Annotated in this window: 15 protein-coding genes and 2 pseudogenes; 13 read left to right on the plus strand and 4 right to left on the minus strand. The window is 35.2% G+C overall.

Annotated elements, in window-relative coordinates; translation table 11 throughout:
- Window positions 1–282: 282 nt before the first annotated feature.
- The 3 genes and pseudogenes from QUF78_RS10970 to QUF78_RS10980 form a co-directional block, all read left to right on the plus strand.
- Window positions 283–512, plus strand: a pseudogene (locus QUF78_RS10970) (transposase); the annotation flags it as partial.
- 576 nt (window positions 513–1,088) lie between these two features.
- Window positions 1,089–1,298 carry an IDEAL domain-containing protein gene (locus QUF78_RS10975; RefSeq protein ID WP_289324662.1) on the plus strand — a complete coding sequence of 70 codons (210 nt, stop codon included), beginning with the start codon at window positions 1,089–1,091 and terminating at the stop codon, window positions 1,296–1,298.
- A gap of 76 nt (window positions 1,299–1,374) precedes the next feature.
- A pseudogene (locus QUF78_RS10980) lies at window positions 1,375–1,916 on the plus strand (recombinase family protein).
- A 260-nt stretch (window positions 1,917–2,176) separates the two neighbouring features.
- Here the strand turns inward: QUF78_RS10980 and QUF78_RS10985 are convergent.
- The gene (locus QUF78_RS10985) at window positions 2,177–2,659 is read right to left on the minus strand and encodes a DUF456 domain-containing protein (protein WP_289324663.1); all 483 of its coding nucleotides are present in this window, start codon (window positions 2,657–2,659) and stop codon (window positions 2,177–2,179) included.
- Window positions 2,660–3,209: 550 nt separating this feature from the next.
- Between QUF78_RS10985 and QUF78_RS10990 the strand changes: the two genes are divergently transcribed.
- Together QUF78_RS10990 and QUF78_RS10995 are read left to right on the plus strand one after the other, a co-directional pair.
- Window positions 3,210–3,449, plus strand: a complete 240-nt coding sequence (locus QUF78_RS10990) for a hypothetical protein (protein ID WP_289324664.1) — start codon at window positions 3,210–3,212, stop codon at window positions 3,447–3,449.
- 231 nt (window positions 3,450–3,680) lie between these two features.
- On the plus strand, window positions 3,681–4,097 hold the full coding sequence (locus QUF78_RS10995) for a hypothetical protein (RefSeq protein WP_289324665.1): 417 nt from the start codon (window positions 3,681–3,683) through the stop codon (window positions 4,095–4,097).
- A 338-nt stretch (window positions 4,098–4,435) separates the two neighbouring features.
- Here the strand turns inward: QUF78_RS10995 and QUF78_RS11000 are convergent, their stop codons facing one another.
- A complete protein-coding gene (locus tag QUF78_RS11000; RefSeq protein ID WP_289324666.1) occupies window positions 4,436–5,572 on the minus strand; it encodes a site-2 protease family protein in 1,137 nt (378 codons plus the stop codon).
- 728 nt (window positions 5,573–6,300) lie between these two features.
- Between QUF78_RS11000 and QUF78_RS11005 the strand changes: the two genes are divergently transcribed.
- Window positions 6,301–7,284 carry a tRNA dihydrouridine synthase gene (locus tag QUF78_RS11005; RefSeq protein ID WP_289316796.1) on the plus strand — a complete coding sequence of 328 codons (984 nt, stop codon included), beginning with the start codon at window positions 6,301–6,303 and terminating at the stop codon, window positions 7,282–7,284.
- 60 nt (window positions 7,285–7,344) lie between these two features.
- Here the strand turns inward: QUF78_RS11005 and QUF78_RS27825 are convergent, their stop codons facing one another.
- Entirely contained in the window at window positions 7,345–7,521 is a 177-nt protein-coding gene (locus QUF78_RS27825; protein WP_353957906.1) for an IS3 family transposase, read from the minus strand.
- 516 nt (window positions 7,522–8,037) lie between these two features.
- Between QUF78_RS27825 and QUF78_RS11010 the strand changes: the two genes are divergently transcribed.
- The 7 genes from QUF78_RS11010 (at window position 8,038) to QUF78_RS11040 (ending at window position 15,331) form a co-directional block, all read left to right on the plus strand.
- Entirely contained in the window at window positions 8,038–9,483 is a 1,446-nt protein-coding gene (locus QUF78_RS11010) for an alkaline phosphatase PhoX (RefSeq protein WP_289324667.1), read from the plus strand.
- Between the two features lie 57 nt (window positions 9,484–9,540).
- Window positions 9,541–9,768 (plus strand): twin-arginine translocase TatA/TatE family subunit, encoded by a 228-nt coding sequence (gene tatA / locus QUF78_RS11015; RefSeq protein WP_289324668.1) that lies wholly within the window; start codon window positions 9,541–9,543, stop codon window positions 9,766–9,768.
- 47 nt (window positions 9,769–9,815) lie between these two features.
- On the plus strand, window positions 9,816–10,835 hold the full coding sequence (locus QUF78_RS11020; RefSeq protein WP_289324669.1) for a bifunctional metallophosphatase/5'-nucleotidase: 1,020 nt from the start codon (window positions 9,816–9,818) through the stop codon (window positions 10,833–10,835).
- A 157-nt stretch (window positions 10,836–10,992) separates the two neighbouring features.
- Window positions 10,993–11,703, plus strand: a complete 711-nt coding sequence (locus QUF78_RS11025) for a hypothetical protein (RefSeq protein ID WP_289324670.1) — start codon at window positions 10,993–10,995, stop codon at window positions 11,701–11,703.
- A gap of 375 nt (window positions 11,704–12,078) precedes the next feature.
- Window positions 12,079–13,176 carry a DNA polymerase III subunit gamma/tau gene (locus QUF78_RS11030; protein WP_289324671.1) on the plus strand — a complete coding sequence of 366 codons (1,098 nt, stop codon included), beginning with the start codon at window positions 12,079–12,081 and terminating at the stop codon, window positions 13,174–13,176.
- A 120-nt stretch (window positions 13,177–13,296) separates the two neighbouring features.
- A protein-coding gene (locus QUF78_RS11035; RefSeq protein WP_483313823.1) for an IS3 family transposase occupies window positions 13,297–14,447 on the plus strand; the annotation gives its coding sequence in 2 pieces (ribosomal slippage) (window positions 13,297–13,546 and window positions 13,546–14,447; 1,152 coding nt in all).
- A 740-nt stretch (window positions 14,448–15,187) separates the two neighbouring features.
- Window positions 15,188–15,331: a hypothetical protein gene (locus QUF78_RS11040; RefSeq protein WP_260357344.1), complete on the plus strand. Its 144-nt coding sequence runs from the start codon at window positions 15,188–15,190 to the stop codon at window positions 15,329–15,331.
- 472 nt (window positions 15,332–15,803) lie between these two features.
- Here QUF78_RS11040 and QUF78_RS11045 read toward each other — a convergent pair whose 3' ends face one another.
- Complete coding sequence (locus QUF78_RS11045; protein ID WP_289324672.1) at window positions 15,804–15,965, minus strand: hypothetical protein; 162 nt, start codon at window positions 15,963–15,965, stop codon at window positions 15,804–15,806.
- Window positions 15,966–16,032: the final 67 nt, after the last annotated feature.

The raw sequence follows: 16,032 nt of genomic DNA on the forward strand, positions 1-16,032 counted from the left end.
ATAGCCAGCAGCTCTTTTATCATGGAATATAAGCATTAGTACCGTTGATATAAGTACACGTTCACTAAGGGCGGCGTTTTACCCTGAAACATCCATTTTTAAGTACAAACTAGTTTCAAGAACTTACAATTACTTTTACGAACGTTTTGAATGCTTCATTTTTATTCTTTAAAAAATAAGATTTCGGCAACCAACTGAAGTCATTAATAATAATGTAAAGAAGTCCCCCTCAGCCATCCCGAAAATCATAAACAGAAGTCGTCGCATCTTCTCCAAAACCGGCACTCATCGGGTAAGTTTACGGCAACCATTAATCGTATGACAAAAAGAGGTTCGAGCAGACTACGTCATTCTCTGTATCTTGCCGTACTATGCGGCATAAGAAGTTCAAGGAACAAAAAGCTTAAAGAATTCTATGATAAGAAAAAATCAGAAGGAAAACCGGCCAAAGTGTCAATCGTTGCCTGTATGAATAAGTTCTTAATTGGATTTACGCTCTATTAAAGAGATAAGAAACGTTCCTAGATTTAGCCTAATTAACGGTTTTGTGAAACAGAGAAAAATCCTTCCAAAAGGGTTTTGGAGGGGTATTTGACGTGGCCAAAAATAGTATATCATAAGGGAAATGAAAATTTTAGAGAAAGATATTGACATCCAATTAGCTGGTTTAGTTCAAGAAGGAGTATAAAAAAAGCCTGTATCAATGATTATTCGGTAATCTAAGATACAGGCTTTATATTTAGGCAACTAATTGTTCTTATATATATTTAAAGAATATAGGCTTTTCAACTGGATAATTGGAAAGTAACAACCAAAAGTATCACCAGCCTACATCCTTAATCGGGATGTAGGCTTTATTTGTACTTTGTAATTCTAACTCAACTACACAATTGTACAATTACACAAATTCATATTTTCTTCTTTATATTATAGATAGTCATTCTTGTTACCTGTTTTTTCAATTATATTTTTCACTGACTCATTTTCATTGAGCAAACGGATTATTTCATTGGAACTACTTGTTCAATTATTTGAATAATCTGAAAATTTTTGGTATAATAGAAAAAAGGTTAAGGAGTTGGTTTCCTATGGAAAAGAATTTGGCTAATACACCACCACAACCTGAAATAAACGTCAAGGATTCTGAATTTGCTGAAATGGTGATAAACAAAGCCTTTCTTGATTTCCGAAAAGAGCAAATCCGAAAAGAGATTGACCAGTCATTACAGGATCAAAACAAAGAAGAATTCCTACGATTAACAGGAATTGAAAAACATTTCTTGAAATGTTGTTTATAAAATGAACTTAACATATTTGTAACTTTAAGAAGTACGCCAAACGCCAATCCCATATCTATAAGGGATTGGCGTTTGAGTGTTAATTGGATATGCACGTGTGTCGACGGGATTACAAAATTTACATTTACAGATGGACTTACGCAATATGGCTGTTCCAAAATTTTTCATGATAAAATGAGTGGGGCAAAAAGACAGCGTTCTGGTTTAGAGGAAGCACTTCAGTATGCACGTGAAGGCGATACGATTGTAGTTTGGCGATAGGATCCATTAGGACGCAATATGCAAGAGTTAATTCAAATTGTGAATAACTTAAATGAACGTGGTGTGGGCTTCCACAGTCTACAAGAAAATTTAACAATGGAAAAAAGCAATGCCACTGGCCAATTGATGTTTCATTTGTTTGCGGAATTTGAACGTAATTTAATTGAGGAACGTTCGGCTGCCGGACTAGCTGCAGCTAGTGCACGTGGTCGTCTTGGTGGACGTCCTGAAAAATTTGGACCGAAAGATATTGAAATGATGAAGTCCCTAATTGAAAATGGTACACCGATTAAAGACGTCGCAGAAAAATGGGGCGTATCTCGAACAACGATTTATCGATATTTAGAAAAGCAGTAATAATGAAGAAACCTGCTAATCTTCTCTTATGAAGGTAGCTGGGTTTTAAAGTTGCATGTGCAAAATGGCACTTAAAATAAGTGCAAATTATCGCCTAAAGTGACATCCTTTCAATCTACTTATCTCACTAATAGTTCCTTTTCCTCCATCACTTTTTTCTCTTATTCTCTTGTACCGGATAAGTCAATCCGGACTTCTGTTCATAGAAAAAGCTGACTGTTGAAAGTCAGCTTTTTCCTAATTTGGCCGTTGATAAGTAATTAAAAAATTACCGCTAAAATAAAAAAAACGATCATCAATAATTGAATTAATACTTTGGCTAAACTGCCGCCTAAAAAACCGATTATAGTAGCAAACCCAACTTTAGTAGCCTTCCTTATATCTTTTTGAATGATTAATTCCGAAACGAGGACTGCTAAAAATGGTACGAGAATTATTCCAAAAGGAGGGATGACAAATGACCCAACAATCGTGGCAATAGCTGCTATTGTCTCGGATTTTTTTGACCCCCCATACTTTTTAACGAAATAACTATTTGCGATAATGTCGGCCGCGATTAATACACCGCTCAACACAACCATACTGATCCAGAACCATAAGGATAACTCATCAGAATCAATGAGGAATTGATAAACTGCAAATCCTCCCCAAATGGCAACAACCGAGGGAATAATAGGATAGACAATTCCTACAAAACTTAAAGCAAATAAGACGATTGTTAATCCCCACCATAAAATATCCAATAAAACTCCACCTTTTCATACTTACTTATCATATATCTACTAAATTATATTTCTATTTAGGGACAAAAACCATTTATTCTTTTTTTGTATATAAAAAGAAGCAGACTTAATACTTCAACTTCAACCTTTTTTAAACAAAAGCACTTACCAGTTTTAATGAAACAAAATTGACAGGGAAGGGGTTGTGGGTTCGAATCCCTCACAGGTCATCAACTAACAAAGGCTCAAATCCTTGATATAACAAGGATTTGGGTCTTTTTTTGTTTTTAAAGATATAGTTCATTATGTATTATTTACTCAATTGGTGGCGGATAGAGAAGGATTAAAACGTATTACAGGACAATTATTTGTAATAATTAATATTTCAAGGAACTGTAGGTAAAGCCTTTTGCTTATTCAGCTCACGATGGATGTTAAAAATAAGACCGTATTTTTGGCTTTTCTAAGGTACATAATGATATTCTTCGGTAAAATCCACTTTACTATAATGTGTTGGATTACCTTTACTACCAAATACCATGCACGGGAATACTTCTTGGAAGCTCTGAACATGACGCATGAAGACTATGCAAAATATTGGCAAACGATGAAAGACTTCAGAGATAAATTTTCAGCTCACAGAGAGAGTGGTTACAACGAACCTGTCCACTACTTTGATATTGCGCATAATGGAGCACTTCATTACGTTTCTTGGCTTGAAAAGTATAATACAAAGCCTTCACTTGAAATGATGGTAGAACAATATCAAGAAGAATTACAAACAATGATAGAAAGTTTTAAAGTGAAATAAATAGAAGGAGGAAAGTATGGAAGAGTAATTAAAAGCAAATTCCTTTCCTATTAGGGGATTAATCACACTTCTCGTAGGACTTACCTCCACTTCAGTATTATATAGTAAATATTTCCTTTGTTTTTAACTGTGTGATTTTAATATCTCAACAGTTTATTATATTGATAAAGGAAGAATAACTTAATCTACAACTATAATGAAGTATATCTTTAAAAGGGAAGTGATAGTTAAATGCTTTATATAAGCGATATCGAAAAGATAATTAATAACACATTAAATGAGCACAATTTGGATATTATTTATGAATTTGACAATAATCTAAGTGCACCTATGAGTTATAACGTATCGACCAATACTATAAAATACAATTACCTTCAAGTTAACGGTTATAAAGGGAAAATTAGAATTAAAGAGACAGAGGAAGACTTTGTTAAAATTATTCTTTATCGTATGATTGGTTATTATTTAGATTTTAAGAAGAACAAACATGATTTAAGGATTTTAATGTATGGTCACGAAGAAGAAAAAGAAAAGCTAAAATCTGAAATAGAAACTAATGCTTGGGATTATGGGAGAACATTAATGCCTGAACAACTATTGGAGTCATATGATAAAGTTCGTGAATTAGATAAAATGCTAATAAATTAATGTACTCTAAGAAAATGGAGACCCGACTTTAAACTAAAACAAGAAAAAGAAGCCTCCTTGGAGAATCTCTCTGGAGCTGACTTTTGAGTTTGACTTGCCAAATGTAAAGAAATATCAATTTACTACTATACCAACAAAAATAAAGCAACAAATTTATATATTAAATCCGTGCTAATACTTATGCGAATTCTCTTTTTGTACTCAAAAACTGAACCCGTTAAACACAAGCGGTCTCTTTTATGTGTACACAATCAATATTAATGATTTACAATGCCTAAACAACAATAAATCGTATAAGTTAAAAGGGGACCATCATAATAGGTCCCCTTAGTAATAAATTAAGGCAAAAACGTTTTGTATTGTTCCATTAAATCACCAGCATAAAAGCTTGTTAACATTAAGAAAATTGCGAGTCCAATATATAATGAGAACCAGATGATTTTTGTTTTTAGACTCGATGAGTAATAGGATTGTTCTTTATCCCTGATTTCTGTTTGTTCTTGCACTTCTTTAAAGAAAGTTGCAACCGTTCGTTCATACGTGCCTATATTTTCAAAATCGGTCGGTCCGTACTGATATTCATTCGAATTAGCAGCATCAACTAATGACTTATATATATTTTCTTTTAACTCGTTCACTTGTCTTTCTTTTAGCTTATTATCTTCTAGGAGTGGGATATGCCAAGTCTTCGTTTTGTTTAGCTTCTGACTTAGTTGATTTAATTCCACATTCCAAATATTAAACAGGCGAATTTTTTCTTCTTCTGTCGCACCTGCATATTCCTCTAGCTGCTCTAAACCAAATTGATTGAATTCGATTACGCTATCTCTTTGATTTCTAGTTATCTCGCTGCGGAATTCTTTCCACCACTTTGTAATACCTAATAACAAGAAAAGAATTAAAAATGGATTTGGATGGAAGAACATATATACGACCATTCCGATAATCCCTAATACCCAAATCTTAGTAGAGATGACTCCTACTATACGTCCTCCATCTAGAGGATGTACAGGCATTAGATTAAATAGATTAATCATTGCCCCCAGTGTAATAACCAATAGCCAAAACGGATTTTCGGTCATCATAAATAGGGGGATGGCTGGTAGAAATGCTAATGTACCTAATAAAGGACCTCCGAACGCAAGATAAGCTTCTTGGTTAGCATTCTTGGGTTCTTCTTTAAGGGCAATTAACGCTCCGACAAACGGGATGAAAATGGCATTGGATGTTTTGATGCCTTTTCTCTTAGCAGCAAGTAAATGCCCCATTTCATGGATGTAAATTAGATAGACTAGGGCTACGGCAAATTTCCAACCGTAAACCAAGGCATACGCTCCTAATGAGATAAAAATAGAAATCAATGAACCTACTTTTGCTATTTTTAATAATGCAAACAACCATTTCATTTTCCCAAGAAAAAATAAACCGATTGCCCCAAGACTTAACCAACCTTTATTCGATTTAGTTTGTTTCAAATATGTACCTCCTAGAGATAATGGGAATTCAGATAATCCTAGTTATTCAACTAAGTATTTCTATCTGAGGTCCTGATCGATTTTACTTCAACTTGCTAATATCCTTATTATATCGTAATCGTTGAAATTCTTGCGTAACCTACCATCATTGAAAACAACCCCTTTTTTTCGTAATGTAGGACTTGCAGCGGTGTACGAATATTTATCAGGATGATTTATTAATCAAAAATTATCTCCCGAGCACCCCATGTGTTGCCACATACACTCTGGACATGTAGAAGTCGTGACGGATTTGGAATTGAAGATGTCTAATTAAAAAACGCTCTTGTTAGTTAAAATAAACATTTGCCAGTCCGACCCTTATTTCTTTAAAAAATACTTTTGCGATTTCGGGGTCTTTATCCTTTTAACCCCTTGTCAATCCAGTGTTCTTCCAATTTTCTTTTCAGTCTTTTTAGCAAACCTTTATTTTAACTCGAACAGTGGAATGCTGGTTGATGGGGTGGATTTCAGCAGGAGATATTTTGGTTGTGGTACAGCTATTGTGAAGTTATAATAAATATTTCCGATACAAACCCCGATTTCGTGAAAATAAACATTTTTGATCAGTTTGATAAAAAGTGTTTAAGCATGGTATAAGTGTAAAAGAAGCAGGTACATTTTGCTTTTTTAATTTTGGGATAAGGGGTTGGCCTGGTATCCCATTTTGAGAGGATTTGAATTTGAATATGATAGATAATTTTTGGCGTGATTTACCACGACCTTTTTTTATACTGGCACCAATGGAAGAAGTGACGGATGTTGTTTTTCGCCATGTGGTGAGTGAAGCAGCCAGACCTGACGTGTTTTTTACAGAGTTTACAAACACGGAGAGCTATTGTCACCCAGAGGGCATCCATAGTGTGCGTGGGCGTTTGACTTTTACAGAGGATGAACAACCAATTGTAGCCCATATATGGGGGGATAAGCCTGAATACTTTCGGCAAATGAGTATTGGTATGGCGAAACTAGGCTATCGGGGTGTGGATATCAATATGGGCTGTCCTGTACCTAATGTGGCACAGAATGGGAAGGGAAGTGGCCTTATCCGTCGTCCAGAAGTTGCGGCAGAAATAATACAAGCAGCAAAAGCAGGAGGATTGCCCGTAAGTGTAAAGACAAGGATTGGTTACACGGATGTAGACGAATGGCACGACTGGCTAACACACATATTGAAACAAGACATTGTTAATCTTTCCATTCATCTGCGTACAAGAAAGGAAATGAGCAAAGTAGATGCTCATTGGGAACTAATCCCGGAGATTAAGAAACTTCGTGACCAGGTGGCACCAGATACACTCTTGACGATCAATGGGGATATTCCTGACCGTCAAACTGGCTTAAAACTCGCTCATCAATACGGTATTGATGGGATTATGATTGGGCGTGGTGTTTTCAATAATCCATTTGCCTTTGAAAAGCAGCCGAAAGATCATAGTAGTAAGGAATTGCTTGATCTCTTAAGGTTGCATCTGGATCTCCATGATAAATATTCAAAATTAGGGCTACGCCCGTTCAAGGCTCTTCATCGCTTTTTTAAGATATATGTCCGTGGGTTTCGAGGGGCAAGTGAATTAAGAAATCAATTAATGAGCACAGAGTCAACAGATGAAGTGCGTGCATTGCTTGATAACTTTGGGTCAAAGAATCTTGATGGAATGGGTGAACAGTAGAAGTGTCCCAATTCAAGGTAAAAGCGAAGTAGGACGTTAAACTGGTGTGACCCCAAAAAGTTAGAGTTTATACAAAGCAGTTAATTGGCTGGTGTGAAGGCGGTATTGAACCGGACTCATTCCCGCCAATTTTTGCTTTATATGTTTGTTATTATAGTAATCTATATTAGGTTGGACTGTAATTGACAACACAAGGGGTGTTGGTGATTTTAAAAAAACTAACGGAACCAGTATCACCTGATTTGAGCCTTGGTACCCCTGGTGGTATCAAGGTTTTTTCGTTGTAACAGGATATTTATTTTAAACGAGTTATTTCCTGGAAGCAATAAATATACGCCTTTTAATTAGTTAAGCACATCTCAACGTTTCTACTGTTTTGTGATTTGACTTTCGACAGGCAGAAATAAGCATTTGTTTGACATGTTCATCAAATGCTATTTTTAACTAGTTTGCAATAGTGTGTATCTCATATATTTACAAACTATTAATAAGTTTTAATAATCTGCATCGGTCTTTTTATGACAAAATCCTTAGTTTTTCCTCCAATTTGGATCATACCACCTATTTTATGTGAAAATTTGGTTATAACCATCTTCTTTATTCATATAAACCGTGACTTTTGGTTTATTTTTCATGCGAAGGAATAAAATCACATGGGATTAACAGAGCATTTAAAAAGGTCTGTTAATTTTGAGGGTAGAGTTTGCTATTAGGAATATAGCATTCCTCAAAAAAAATTTGGAGGTAATGTTGATGATATCTAGCAATAGCGGTTTAAACAGACGTAATTTCTTAAAAGTCGGCGGAATGAGTACTTTAGCATTAACACTTGGTTCAACGGGGCTATTTTCTCTTGCGGGAACTACAAAAGGATTTGCAGCGAAATCTAACAATCCAACAAGCGGATTTGGTGGATATGGCCCACTAGTAAAGGATCCAAATGGAGTTCTTGATCTACCAAGGGGATTTCATTACAAAATGCTTTCACGAACTGGTGATATCATGCCTAATGGTGACCTTGTCCCTTCTGCTCACGATGGAATGGCTGCCTATAAAGGAGAGAAGGGTACAACCATTCTTGTAAGAAACCATGAAAATGGAACAAATTCAGATTACCCTGTAAACGGAAAAAAACCTTGGAGCGCTGGTGCTGCCGGCGGCACAACCACGTTAATCGTTGGACAAAATAACAAAGTCATTGATCAGTATGTATCAAGTTCAGGTACAATCCGTAACTGTGCGGGTGGAGCTACGACTTGGGGTACTTGGTTAACAATGGAAGAAACTCGTGATATGGGACATGGCTTTGTATTTGAAGTAAATCCGCTTGATCCTGAAAACGAAATGTCAAGAACACCGATCCGTGATATGGGTTATTTCTCCCATGAAGCTGGGCATGTCGACCCTTCAACAGGAATTTGGTATTTAACGGAAGACGCAAGTCCAAGCTTCTTGTACCGTTTTACACCACATGACCGAAGCCAAAAGCTAGGTTCCCTTCAACAGGGCGGTACCCTTGAAGCAGCAGCGATTGATGAATTACCAGCTGCAGCTGCAAGTCAATTTAGTACTAGACAAAAATTCGGGATTGTTTGGAAAAAATTAAATCCTGAAATCGCACAGCAAGATGCTAAGGATAAAGGCTGTATTCAGTTTAGCCGCTTAGAAGGGGCTTATTTTTCAGAAGGTACTTTATGGTTTGATGATACAAGTGCAGGTTCAGCACGCCTTGGCCGGGTTTATCGCTACACGCCAGCGACAAACACCTTAGAACTATTCTATGAGTCTACTGATAAAAATGATTTAGAAGCACCAGATAACATTACAATTACACCTTGGGGAGATCTTTGGATCGCCGAAGATGGTGGCGGTAATGACCGTATTGTTGGATTAACTCCTGACGGAAAAATTTATACTTTCGCTGAAAATATGATGAATGGTTCTGAATTTGCTGGCCCTACATTTTCTCCAGATGGAAATACTTTCTTTGTAAATATGCAAACACCAGGTATCACCTTTGCGATTTGGGGACCATTTGCACGCAGAAATTCTACCCGTAGACGAGCTATGAACCAGGCTCTACCGCCAGCTAGTCTTGCTCCTGTTGTTTCGGATAAACTTACTGCATTCGCAGAAGAACAAGGCATGTCATTATTAGAAGCAGCAGCTTTAGAACGTCATGGTATGCCAATTTTATAAGTAATGATCACATTTTTTTAGTACTAACAAACCATCATTGGATAGGAGGTGAGACGTTTGTTATCTAGCATTGGCATTCCTGGCCTAATTCTCATTCTAGTCATTGCGTTAATCATTTTTGGTCCTTCTAAATTACCGGAAATTGGAAAGGCTTTTGGAAACACTTTAAAAGAATTTAAAAAAGCAACAAATGATGTGATTAGCAATGACAAAGAAGAAAAAACTAACTCTGAAGAAAAAAATAAACTAGTAGCTCTTGAAAAATCCGAAAAGACTGGAAACTAAATAACTTGTTTTACAATTTAATAGAGTAATTGCTTGGAGGAAATAGTATGAATAAAATGAAAAATAATTTATTGACGGGCTGCTTTTCGCTGGCGATGGCTGCCGCTTTCGTCGCAATGCCCGTTATGGCAGATGCGGAGGAAAAGCTCAAGGAGGGGGAGAAGTTTGAACTCACCATTCTCCAGACGAATGACTTTCATGGTTATTTGGATGACATCGTCACGCTGGATGATGGAACCGTTCATCACAATTCTATTGCGAAGTATGCCACCATCATTGAAAATGTGCGCAATGAAGAGGAGAATGTGCTTCTTGTTGATGGCGGGGATGTCTTCCTACGCGGCGAGTTTCAAGCGGGGCAAGGTGAGTTGGAGACGTCTCTTTTGAAAGCTTTGAACTATGATGCGATGGCTCTCGGAAACAACGACTTCCGCGTTTACCCTGCCGGAGAGGGCACACCGGACAGCCGTTATGAACAGTTAAAGGATTACCACCGCAACGTGAATTTCCCCATCCTTACTGGTAATGTCATTGTCAGGGAAACAGGTAAGTACATACAGAATGTAAAGCCTTGGAAGAGTTATACCTTCACTGGCGTAAAAGTCGGCATGATCGGCCTTACTTCGATGAAGCCGGAAATTCGCGGTTGGGATGATGTAGCAGATCTCGATTTCATCGAACCGGTTGAAGCGTTGAATGCGTTGCTTCCTGAAGTGAGTGAAAAGTCGGACATTAACATTGTCCTTTCGCATGCCGGAAACCCTGAAGACCATAAGCTGGCTCAGGTTCCCGGAGTTTCGGCGGTAATCGGCGCAGATACACACAAGGTCATCAAAACTCCCGAATACGAATTCAACGGAGAGGTGTTGGTGCCAATTACTCAAGCCGGCGGTGAACAAGAACATTATTTGGGCCGCCTGGATTTGGCTTTTGAAGTCGTTGACGGCAAAATGACGTTGGTCGAATCCGACGGATTCCTCTACGACGTCACAAATGTTCCGGCAGATCCGGAGATACAAGCGATTATAGACGATTATCGTGCAGAGTTGAATGCGCAATTGGACTAGAGAGGGAGTCGCTGTTTAAAATTTTTACATATTCAAAGTGTGTTAACTATTACTAAAAAAATAGCCATAATTAAAGAACACAATTTTTGTGTTCTTTAATTGTTTTCGGGATTTGTATACTTAAACAATAATTTGTATTCATTCGGGAGAGGTATTTATGGAAAATAAAGATCAGGTTTTGCTAAAAGAAGACTTAGAAAATCAAGCTCACATGATGGGTTTTTCCCTAATTAACGTAGAAATAGAAATGGAGATATTAAATAATAAAATAGAAATACCAAATCAGAAGGATTTTTTAAACTTTCATAAGAATGTAGAAAATAGATTACTATTTTACTCTTATGAGTATGTATACGAATCGATCTTCAGAATTCCTGACGAATATCATCATAAATATGAAGAAAAAATAATACAAGAACAGATAAGTGTAAAAATCCATGAACATAATAAAGGCGTAAAAGACATTGATTTTGATAAGCCAGCAGGTCTATTGATGTACTATATAAAAGACGGGTTTCTGTTCTATAACTGTACTAGTAATGAAAAAATTTATGACCTTTCGAGTTGTGATTATATGATGAACTACATAGTTAAAGAAGTATTACAGGAAATTCCCATAGAAAAAAGAGAAGAAATGGAGAAAGAACGTCAGGCTAAAATAGAAAAAGAAAAAGAAGAGTTAAAAGAACTCATTTTTAAAGATCCAGATTTTAAGGCTGCCACAAATTTACCACGTAGGAAATCTTATGCTTCTCGATTTTTTCAGAGTCACCCTAAATACAAAGAGTTTTTACTTGATGCTGGGTATTATCCAATTCATTTTATTGAAGACATATGGAGAGAGTTTGAAAAGGGATTAAATAAATAACTTATACATGTGGAGCTTTGTATTTTAATCAAAGCTCCTTCTTAGCCCATAGAAACTCGTTTTAGAATAACTACAACTTTAATACTATTAAAGCAGGTTCATGAGGCGAGAAGAGCGAATACTCAGCATAAGGTGGATAAATTTATTAATCGACTTATTAGATACAAAGAGAGCGTTAATTTAAATAGCGTAGCAAGTGAGGCTTGTATAGCAATGCGACTCTCTATAACAATATTGAAATAAGCGAACGGATTGAATCCCATCAGCAACAAGCCCAAGTTTCTCCCCCGAACTTAGTAAGCAGCTAAAATATTATATATTGGCATGTAATACTAAGAAACAATATGAATTTTTTCTAAGGAAGGAAGGGTGTTTATGTCTGCTATTTACACAGCATACTATGATTTAATGGGGATGATAGGATTAATAATGTTGAGAAATAATAAGAAGCATCCGGCTGTTCCAGTTTTTCCTTTAGTTAGAGATATATGCTTAATGATTTATCAAATAAATAAAGAAATATTAGATGAATCTATTGATTTAGATCCTGATATTAAAAAAATACGTCACCGTGTGAAGTTGTTTCAAAAGAAAAATAACCTTAAAACATATCAACGTATTATAGATAACCATATTAATCAATTTGGAAATGACATTGATAATTTAGGTTTTTATTTAGATGGTAAGCAATTAGTTGGGAGTACAATATATACTACTTATATATTTCAAGATACTCAATTTTTTTCCAATAATCCAAAAGAAACCAGTAACAATATATACAATTTTTTGAAATTAGTTGGAGAGACCGTTGCAATAACTATTGAAAAACTTATAGAAAAGTCAAATCACTCTTTACCTATTTTCGATCCTCCCACATTTGTCTATAACGATGAAAAAGCTTACACAGAGAAGGATATTCTTAACACCCAATTTTTTGTTAAAGAACCTAAAAATGTTTTTTTAACAAGATTAGTAATTAGTCTTCAAGAAGCCTCGACTTGTAATTGGCTTTATAAAGGAATACCTGATGCTAATAGCCTAAAATTAGATAATTATATTTTACTAAGGTTGCTTTCAATAAAAGCTGATGAAGTAATGGATAACTTGAAAAATATGCAAACCTTTTTACCTGAGATTTTTCACCAAGTTGATGATGAATGCAATCTTAGCTTTTCAAAGATAATAAGTGATTTTGATAAAGAGTTAAGAAATGAATGTGTTCAATTAAGAAATATGATTCATTACGATGAGAATGAAAGAAACTTTCTGGATTACGTCAATAATAAATTTAGAGAAGATTGTAATTATATAAATAATCTTACATATAAGCTGGTTATAGACTACATGGAACCTTTGAGTAAATTAATTTCAAATTATTTAAAGATTAATGATATGAGAAGCATGAATGATTTGGAGAAGATAGCAAGAAGGTTATTTTCATTAGTTAAGAGAAATGATTTCAGAGAATCTTAATACTTTAAAGTTAATATTCTATACAAAATCGACTAAGAACAAATGCAGTGGAGTTAGTATAGTTTCATGGACACATTTTAGTTAAGTCCTTACAATGATTTTTGAGAGGATGTGTCCGTCTTGGAACGTAAGAATACAGGTAAAAAATACAATAATGAATTCAAGAAGACTATTGTAGATCTTTATCACTCGGGTAATTCGGTCAAAGAATTAAGCGGCGAATATGGCGTATCAGAAGTTACCATTTATAAATGGGTTAAAGAATTTACTCCAATCGGTTTAGGGGAAGAGTCCATGACTCCAAAGGAATTAGCCGCCATTCAAAAGGAAAACCTTCGGTTAAAGCAAGAAGTTGAAATCTTAAAAAAGGCTATGGCCATATTCGCGAAAAAGTAACCGAAACAGATCTTACCGAATTTATTGAGGAACACAAGAAACAATATCCCGTACAGAAGATGTGTGAAATACTAGAAATCCCAAGAAGCAGCCATTATCAGTCCCTTCAAATAGTCGTATCAAATCGCGAACAGGAAAACCAAGAAATCACGAAGGAAATTCATCTCATTTACCTGGAAAGCAAGGGACGATATGGGGCTCCAAAGATTCATGAAAGCTTATTAACCAAAGGGTTTTCCCTAAGTCTAAAGCGTGTTCAACGCTTAATGAGCAAGGCGAGAATTCGTTCTATTACTAAGAAAAAATACCGTCCCTATCCATCTAAAGAAAAGGTTATTCAATTGGATAATTTGTTAAAACGAGACTTCACTACTCAGACCATTAATGAGAAATGGGTAGCAGATATTACGTATATCCATACGTTAAAAGACGGATGGTGTTATTTAGCTTCGGTATTAGACCTTCATTCTAAGAAAATAGTAGGGTATTCATTTTCTCGTTCAATGACGACAGAACTGGTCATAAAAGCTTTCAATAACGCACACCTATCACAAAAGCCCTCGGAGGGCTTAGTTCTTCATACCGATCTTGGCTCACAATATACAAGCAGTGAGTTTACTCAACATATCCAAAACCATCATATTAAGCAATCCTTTAGTCAGAAAGGTTGCCCGTACGATAATGCCTGTATTGAATCCTTTCATGCCCTATTAAAGAAGGAAGAAGTCAACCACGTACAATATCTAGACTATCAAACAGCTAAATTAGCGATGTTCCAATTTATTGAAGGTTGGTATAACCGAAAAAGAATTCACAGCAGCTTGGGTTATCAAACCCCACAAGCCATTGAAGATCGAATTAGGAATACAGCTTAAGATTTAACTTTTTAGTGTCCAAAATATTGACTCAAATCCACAGTTTACAATAATTAGAGGTGTAACATATGAATAATTTTCAGAGAGAATATTCAATCAGTAATGCACATGTAGGCAGGGACTTTGAACAGATAGCGTTTAATTATTTTAATTCACACAATATTATTTTAAATAAAAGTGTCAGTATTCCTGTTGGGATAAACAAAGTGAAGAAATATCATATATTTGACTTGGGAAATGCAACAGACTTTCCTAAACTTATTATAGAATGTAAATCACACAAGTGGACTTCGAGTGGAAATGTTCCGCGTGCTAAATTAACCGTGTGGAATGAGGCAATGTATTACTTTTTTTAGCGCCTATGGAATATAGAAAGATATTTTTCATATTAAAAGATTATTGTAAGAAAAGGAGCGAAACATTGGGAGAATATTATATTAGGACATATCGTCACATGATCCCAGAAGATGTAGAGATAATGGAATACGACAGTGAAACTGAGTTAGTTAGGCAATTAAATATTTAATTATAGTTATTAGAATTTTAAAAATGTTGTTCGACATGAGGTACTCTTCTCAAATAATAAAATAAGCTACTTTTTTTATTATTAAGAGCAAATTATCTTAACTAATTTTATATTTATATTAGATTAACTTGTTATTTAAAAATGTTTATAAAAAGTAATTGATTATTGATTGTAATAGATATTATTACTCAAACCAATTATTAAGGGGGTACTTATGTCTTTAAAGTATTTTTATGAAATAGAGGAGCAAAGATTATTAGATGAGGCAAAAAAGGTTTCATTGTTTACAAATCATCGCCATAAATTTGTTAATTATTTGTTGGAACAAACCTATTTATGGACAGTTAGCAAAATTTAAAAGTGATCTTGAAAAGTATTATAGCTATGAACCTTTTGTTTATAGGATTCAAAAAGTCAATGATATCATCGCAAAAGATATAAAAAAGCGGACTTTAACTACTATGATTAATGAACTACACAGAAATAACCCTGATATAAAATCCTTTACTTTTAATAAACTTAATGAAGTGCTGGTAAGGCTGAATACTGATTCGAATTTCTGAGTAGTTGGAAAGGGAGCGGAACGCACGCTTTAACATTTAAATTTTGCGTAAACTAGAGAACTGATATACCAACATCAGTTCTCTTTATTGATTTATCACTCGAAAAAGAAGGTCTATTCAAGAAAATGGAACTATCTAGCCTTTACCTGAGAGATGTGACCATCCTCCATTTAAGCTAAAAATATTTCTCACCACAATCGTGCCCGATCGTATTGCAGCATAAAAAATTCCTGCATATCAATACAGGAATTTTAATCAAACTTTATTTTAAATCAACGCTAAATACTCATCTATAGCTTTTAAAGCTTTCTTTTCTCCTCCGGATTCTTTAAAGCTTTTACTTATCATTTTAGCATTCTCACGATATGAAGCAGTGGACAATATGAGTTGCACAGCTTCTTGCAGCTTTTTTACACTTACTTCATGCAATCAATCCTATATCCGGCTTGAAGTTCCTCTAATCGATTAGCGACCATAGGCTGATCAGAAGAGATTA

Source organism: Peribacillus sp. ACCC06369 (assembly GCF_030348945.1).
Classification (GTDB): Bacteria; Bacillota; Bacilli; order Bacillales; family DSM-1321; genus Peribacillus.